We start from the raw sequence: 6536 nt of genomic DNA on the forward strand, positions 1-6536 counted from the left end.
GTCAACCCCCGTAGGTGGCCTCGGACTCGCCCAGTACGGCCGCGAAGTCCGAGGCCAGCCGGGCCGCCTCCGGCGGTTCGAGGTCCGCCGTGGTGATCCGCACCCCCGGCGCCGAAGCCAGCCGGAACCGCGCCCCGGCCGCGACCCACCAGCCGCGCGAACGCAGCCCGTTCACCACGGCCGACTCGTCGCGCACCGGCACCCAGAGGTTCATCCCGCTCACCCCGTGCGCCGGGATGCCCCGCTCGGCCAGCGCCCCCGCGAGAGCGGTCCGGCGCTCGACGTACGCGGTACGCGCGCGTGCCACCAGTTCCCGCGTGCCCTCGTCCGTCAGCAGGCCGTACACGGTCTCCTGGAGCAGATGACTGACCCACCCCGAGGTCAGCAGCAGCCGCCCGTCGTGCCGGGCCAGCGTCACCGGATCGCACGCGGCGGCCGCCCACCGCAGGTCGGTGCCGAGGAACTTGCTGACGGTCCGCACATGAGCCCAGCGGGCGAGCCCCGCCCCGGCCGGCGTGTGCAACGGCGCGCCGGACACGTCGGAGGCGTGATCGTTCTCCACCACCAGCACGTCCGGCGCCTCCCGCAGCACCTCGGCCAGCGCGTCCCGGCGCGCAGCGGTGAAGGCCCCGCCGTACGGATTCTGCGCCCGCGGACTCAGCACCACCGCCCGCACCCCGGCCCGCAGCGCGTCCCGCAGCTCCTCGGGCCGCATCCCCTCGCCGTCCACCGCGACCGGCACCGACCGCAGCCCCAACGCCGCGACCAGGTCCAGCAGATGGTGATAGCCGGGGTCCTCCATCGCCACCGCGTCCCCCGGCCGCAGCTCGACGGAGAGCACCCGGCCGATGAAGTCCAGCGCCCCGTGCGCGAACGTCACCTGCTCCACCGGCACCCCGTCCGCCCCCAGCCACCCGCGCACCGCGTCCTCCAGCCGTGCGAGCCGGGGCGCGGAACGGTGCGAGCGGACACCGGGGGAGAGGCGCGAGGGCGGCACCAGCGCGGGCAGCAGCGCCGGATCGGGATGCCCGCCGGCCAAGTCCCGCAGCCCGTCCGGGACCTTGGGCGGCCGCCGTGACGCCACCGAGGGAGCCTCGGCCACGACCGTGCCGCCCCGGCCGAGCGTGACCACGATCCCGCGCCGCCGCAGCTCCTTGTACGCGGTGGCCACCGTGCCCGGACTCACCCCCAACTCCTCCGCGAGCCGCCGCACCGGAGGCAGCGCCGCCCCCGGCGCCAACACGCCCTCGGCCACGCCCTGTTCGACGGAGCGCGTAATCCCCTTGGCGGTCGTACCACTGATCTCATATTGTGTTGCCACGTTGTTGATTATGTATCAGTACATACATCGAGGCAAGGGGGAACCGTGGCAGCGAAGCCCGGACCAGCCGACCACCGACCGCGCATACCAGGAGGCCGCGACGGGCGCCGGATGCTCCTCGTCACCTTCCTGGACCGCATCGGCAGCGGCCTGTGGGCCTCCGTCTCCGTCCTGTACTTCACCTACGTCTCCCACCTCTCCGCCGCCCAGATCGGCACCCTCGCCGCGATCGCGGGCGCCGCCGGCATCGCGGGCGCACCCCTCGGCGGCCGCCTCGCCGACCGCCTCCCGCTCACCCACCTCCTGGTCGCCCTCCAACTCCTGCGCGCCGTCGCCTCGTTCGCCCTCCTCACCACCGACCACTACGCCCTGCTCGTCGCCTACTCCGCCCTCGCCGCCCTCGGCGACCGCGCCGCCGGCATCCTCACCAAGCTCTACGCCACCCGCGTCGCAGGACCCGACCGCGTCCGCTACCAGGCCGTCAACCGCACCGCCTCCAACGCCGGCTGGGCACTCGGCGGCCTCGCCGCGGCCGCCGCCCTCACCCTCGGCACCACCACCGCCTACCGCTGGCTCCTCACCGGCGACGCGCTCTCCTTCATCACCGTCGCCCTGCTCACCCTCACCTGCGCCGAACCCCCCTCGGCCGGCCGCGTCGCCGCCACCGCGAAGGACACGCCACGCATCCGCCCCCGCACCCCCTGGCGCGACCGCACCTACCTCGCCTACGTCGGCACCGAAACCGTCCTCTTCCTGGACGACACCTACTTCAAGATCGGCCTGCCCCTCTGGATCGCCCACACCCCAGGCATCCCGCACGGCCTCGCACCCCTGCTGCTCGTGCTCAACAACGTGCTGGTCGTCGCCTTCCAAGTACCGCTCTCCCGTTTCGGCGCCACCACCGAGGCATCCCGCCGGCTCCTCGCACCGCTCTCCGTCCTTTTCGCCCTGGGCGGCCTCACCATGACCCTCTCCGCCACCGGCGACCCCCTCCGCGCGACGTGCCTGCTCACCGCCTCGGCCGCCCTCTTCACCCTCGCCGAGATGCTGCACGCCACCATCTCCTGGGAACTCTCCGTCGCCCTCGCCCCCGACGACGCCCAGGGCACCTACCTCGGCGTCCACGGCCTCGCCCAGGCCGCACAGCGCTCCCTCGGCCCCCTCGCCATCACCGCCGCCCTCACCCTCGGCCCCCTCGGCTGGACCGCGCTCGGCACCACCATCGCCCTGACCTGCGGAATCCAGCACCGCCTGGTCCGCGACCGGCTCCACCCGACCCCATTGTCAGTGCCCCCGGCTACGGTGAGTGAGCATTGATCGACCGAACATCACGGGGGCACCACATGACACACACCGACCAGCGGACCCAGCGCCGCGCCCTGCACCGCGAGATCGCCGGCACCGTCGGCCTGCTCACCGACGCCCACGACTTCCACACCATGCGGCGCTACGAGAGCTTCCCCTTCGACGATCACCCGGCCTACCTCAAGAACCTGGAAGCCGTCCTCAAGTCCCGCACCGCACAAGGCAGCCACACCACACTCGCCCTCTTCGACCCCGAGGAGTACACCGAGTACTGCACCGCCAACGGCCTCGATCCCGGAGCCCCGGCAAGCCGGGGCCGCTTCACCGCCGAACTCGCGGCCCTCGGCCCCACCCTGGCCTACGAGGGCCAGCCCCTCACCACCCTCCTTCCCACCCTCGTCGACGCGGCGGTCCGCCAGGCCACCTGGGAGTACGCCACCACCCTGCTCACCCGCCTCGGACCCTGCCCCACCTGCGGAGAGGACATCGGCCGCGCCGCCTTCATCCGCGCCGCCGCCCTCCTCGCCCGCGTCCTCGAAGCAGCGCCACCCGGCGACCTGCACCTCGTCTGCAGCGTCTCCGGACCACCCGAAACCCTCGTCGCCGTGCTCCACGCCGACTGGCAGGACACCGGACCCGCCGAACCCGACCAGGCCGAGGCCATCGAGTTCACCAGCGTCCTCGCCCTCGGCCTCGCCACCCACAGCCCCGGCGGCCTCGTCCTGCGCACCACCACGCCCGGCCACCCCGACCGCGTCCACGGCTGGCGCATCCGCGCCGGCGCACTCGAACCCCTCACCGCCGCCGAGGTCTTCGACGCCTACTGCACCGACGCCGAATCCGGCGACCTCGTCGCCCCCGAATCCGGCGTCGACTACTGCGCGGCCCCCGACCTCGGAGAGGAGGGCCCCGACCACCGGCACTGAGGAACATGTCCGGGAAACGCCGAGGGGCGCCCCACCCGAAGGCGGGGCGCCCCTGCGCCGGAAGACCGGTACGTCCTACTCGCCGGACAGCACGGCCTGCGCCGCGGCCCGCGCCTCCTCGGCACTGTCCGTCGCACGCGCAGCGGCAGCCGCACGCTCGCACTGCTCCAGCGTGTACTGCGCCAGCGTCGCCCGCACATAAGGAATGGACGCCGCACCCATCGAGAGAGAGGTGACCCCCAGACCCGTCAGCACACACGCCAGCAGCGGATCCGCCGCGGCCTCACCGCACACACCACAGCTCTTGCCCTCGGCCTTCGCCGCCTCCGCCGACAGCGCGACCAGGTCGAGCAGCGCGGGCTGCCACGGGTCCTGGAGCCGCGACACCGCGCCCACCTGCCGGTCGGCGGCGAACGTGTACTGCGCGAGGTCGTTCGTGCCCAGCGACAGGAACTCCACCTCCGCGAGGATCGAGCGCGCCCGCAGCGCGGCCGACGGGATCTCCACCATCGCGCCGTACTTCGCGTTCAGCCCCGCCTCACGGCAGGCGTCCGCGAACGCCTTGGCATCCGCACGGTCCGCCACCATCGGCGCCATGACCTCAAGCCGCACCGGCAGCCCCTCGGCGGCCTTCGCCAGCGCGGTCAGCTGCGTGCGCAGGATCTCGGGGTGGTCGAGCAGCGTCCGCAGACCCCGCACGCCGAGAGCCGGGTTCGGCTCGTCGGCGGGGGTGAGGAAGTCCAACGGCTTGTCCGCACCCGCGTCCAGCACCCGCACGACGACACGGCCCTCGGGGAACGCCTCAAGAACCTGCCGGTACGCCTCGACCTGCTTCTTCTCGGACGGCGCGTTCTTGCTGTCGTCCAGGAACAGGAACTCGGTGCGGAACAGCCCCACACCCTCGGCCCCGGCCTCCACCGCCGCGGGCACGTCCGCCGGACCACCCACGTTGGCGAGCAGCGGCACCATGTGCCCGTCGGCCGTGGCACCCGGGCCACTGACGGAGGACAGGGCGGCCACGCGCGCGGCCGCCGCGGCCTCCAGCCGCGTCTTCGTCTCCTCGCCCGGGTTCACGAACACGTCACCCGTGCTGCCGTCCACCGCGACCAGCGCGCCCTCGGCCAGTTCGCCCGCGCCCGGCAGCGCCACCACGGCCGGCACACCGAGCGCCCGCGCCAGGATCGCGCTGTGGCTGGTCGGCCCGCCCTCCTCGGTCACGAAGCCCAGCACCAGCGCCGGGTCGAGCAGCGCCGTGTCCGCCGGAGCCAGATCCCGGGCCACGAGCACATACGGCTCGTCGCTGTCCGGCACACCCGGCATCGGCACGCCGAGCAGCCGCGCCACGATCCGGTTGCGCACGTCGTCGAGGTCGGCCACCCGGCCAGCCAGATACTCACCGGCGGCGGCCAGCAGCTCGCGGTACGCGGCGAACGCGTCGTACACCGCGCGCTCGGCGGTGCTGCCGCCGGTGATCCGCCGGTCCACGTCCGCCATCAGCTCGGGGTCCTGCGCCATGAGGGACTGTGCCTCGAGCACGGCCTGGGCCTCGCCCCCCGCCAGGTTGCCGCGCGCCACCAGGTCGGCCGCCACCGCGTCCACGGCCTGGCGTGCGCGAGCCTGCTCGCGCTCCGCCTCCTCGGCCGCGATCTGCTTGGCCGGCGGCTCGAGCACCGCCGTACCCATGTGCCTGACTTCGCCGATCGCCACACCGTGGCTGACCCCGACGCCCCGCAGCGTTGTCTCCATCTCACCGTCTCCGCTAGTGCGGCGGCCCCCGCCGCCGAGTTGGTATTCGTGTACGCCGTCAGACGGCGGCTGTGGTCAGGACCAGGAGAAGAGGGTGTCGCCCCGCCGCACCTGGCCGCCCTCGATCACCTCGGAAAGGGACTCGGCCGTCGCCTCCAGCGCGACGACCGGGCACACCGGGGACTTGCCGGCGGCCTCGACGGCGGCGGGGTCCCAGCGGACGATGCTCTGTCCGCCCTTCACCCTGTCCCCCTTGTTCACGAGGACCTCGAAGCCCTCGCCGTTCAGCTGGACGGTGTCGATCCCGAGGTGGACGAGCACACCGTGCCCCTCGTCGTCGACGACGACGAACGCGTGCGGATGCAGGGAGACGATGACGCCGTCCACGGGGGAGACGGCCTCGGAGGGCTCGCGCACGGGGTCGATGGCGGTGCCCGGGCCGACCATGGCCCCGGCGAAGACCGGATCGGGCACTTCGGCCAGTCCGATGGCGCGTCCGGCGAGCGGGGACGTCACGGTGGTCATGGGTGGCCTCCCAAGGAGTGGGGGTGCATACGCGCCGTCACCGCCTGTCCCGGACAGCGCACTGAGCAGCAGCGTATGCCAGTTGTAGTCGCAGTTCTGCGGAGAAGCTATCAGGTAGTGGTCTAGACCACCAACAGCAGGGGTTTGCGCTGCCGCCGGGACTTGTGTACAGTCGTCGTCCTGCCCAAGAGGAGGCGGCGCGAAAGCGTGCCTCTGGTGGCAGCACCCAAACTCGTCAGATCCTATCCCTGGATCATCTTTCGCATGCCTGCGAAATCAGATGGTTCAGAGGGCCGGAAAAACCCTGGTAGAGTTTGGACCGCCGGAAAGGGAAACGCGGAAGCGGGAACCTGGAAAGCACCGAGGAAATCGGATCGGAAAACGGTCTGATAGAGTCGGAAACACCGAAGGGAAGCCCGGAGGAAAGCCCGAGAGGGTGAGTACAAAGGAAGCGACCGTTCCTTGAGAACTCAACAGCGTGCCAAAAATCAACGCCAGATTTAGTTGATACCCCGTCTCCAGCTCTGCTGGGACGAGGTTCCTTTGAAAAAACACAGCGAGGACGCTGTGAACGGTCGAGCCTATTCCGCTCGACTGTTCCGCTCTCGTGATGTGTGCACCGGATTACCGGTAAACATTCACGGAGAGTTTGATCCTGGCTCAGGACGAACGCTGGCGGCGTGCTTAACACATGCAAGTCGAACGATGAACCA

The 6536-nt window shown here is 71.7% G+C and carries 5 protein-coding genes and 1 rRNA gene; 3 read left to right on the forward strand and 3 right to left on the reverse strand.

What is annotated here, in order from left to right; translation table 11 throughout:
* Position 1 precedes the first annotated feature (1 nt).
* Positions 2 to 1321 (reverse strand): aminotransferase class I/II-fold pyridoxal phosphate-dependent enzyme, encoded by a 1320-nt coding sequence (locus tag AB0898_RS06410; RefSeq protein WP_366801664.1) that lies wholly within the window; start codon positions 1319 to 1321, stop codon positions 2 to 4.
* Positions 1322 to 1366: 45 nt separating this feature from the next.
* On the opposite strand from AB0898_RS06410, the gene AB0898_RS06415 reads away from it, so the two are divergent.
* Together AB0898_RS06415 and AB0898_RS06420 are read left to right on the forward strand one after the other, a co-directional pair.
* Positions 1367 to 2638, forward strand: a complete 1272-nt coding sequence (locus AB0898_RS06415; protein WP_366801665.1) for an MFS transporter — start codon at positions 1367 to 1369, stop codon at positions 2636 to 2638.
* Positions 2639 to 2664: 26 nt separating this feature from the next.
* Positions 2665 to 3552 (forward strand): hypothetical protein, encoded by an 888-nt coding sequence (locus AB0898_RS06420; protein WP_366801666.1) that lies wholly within the window; start codon positions 2665 to 2667, stop codon positions 3550 to 3552.
* A gap of 75 nt (positions 3553 to 3627) precedes the next feature.
* On the opposite strand, the gene ptsP is transcribed toward AB0898_RS06420, so the two are convergent.
* Together ptsP and AB0898_RS06430 are read right to left on the reverse strand one after the other, a co-directional pair.
* The gene (gene ptsP / locus AB0898_RS06425; RefSeq protein ID WP_366801667.1) at positions 3628 to 5298 is read right to left on the reverse strand and encodes a phosphoenolpyruvate--protein phosphotransferase; all 1671 of its coding nucleotides are present in this window, start codon (positions 5296 to 5298) and stop codon (positions 3628 to 3630) included.
* A 75-nt stretch (positions 5299 to 5373) separates the two neighbouring features.
* Positions 5374 to 5823, reverse strand: coding sequence for a PTS glucose transporter subunit IIA (locus AB0898_RS06430; RefSeq protein ID WP_366801668.1), 450 nt, complete (start codon positions 5821 to 5823; stop codon positions 5374 to 5376).
* Between the two features lie 637 nt (positions 5824 to 6460).
* Between AB0898_RS06430 and AB0898_RS06435 the strand changes: the two genes are divergently transcribed.
* A 16S ribosomal RNA gene (locus AB0898_RS06435) occupies positions 6461 to 6536 on the forward strand; the annotation flags it as partial.

The sequence above is a fragment of the Streptomyces sp. NPDC005435 genome (assembly GCF_040703155.1).
Taxonomy (GTDB): Bacteria; Actinomycetota; Actinomycetes; order Streptomycetales; family Streptomycetaceae; genus Streptomyces.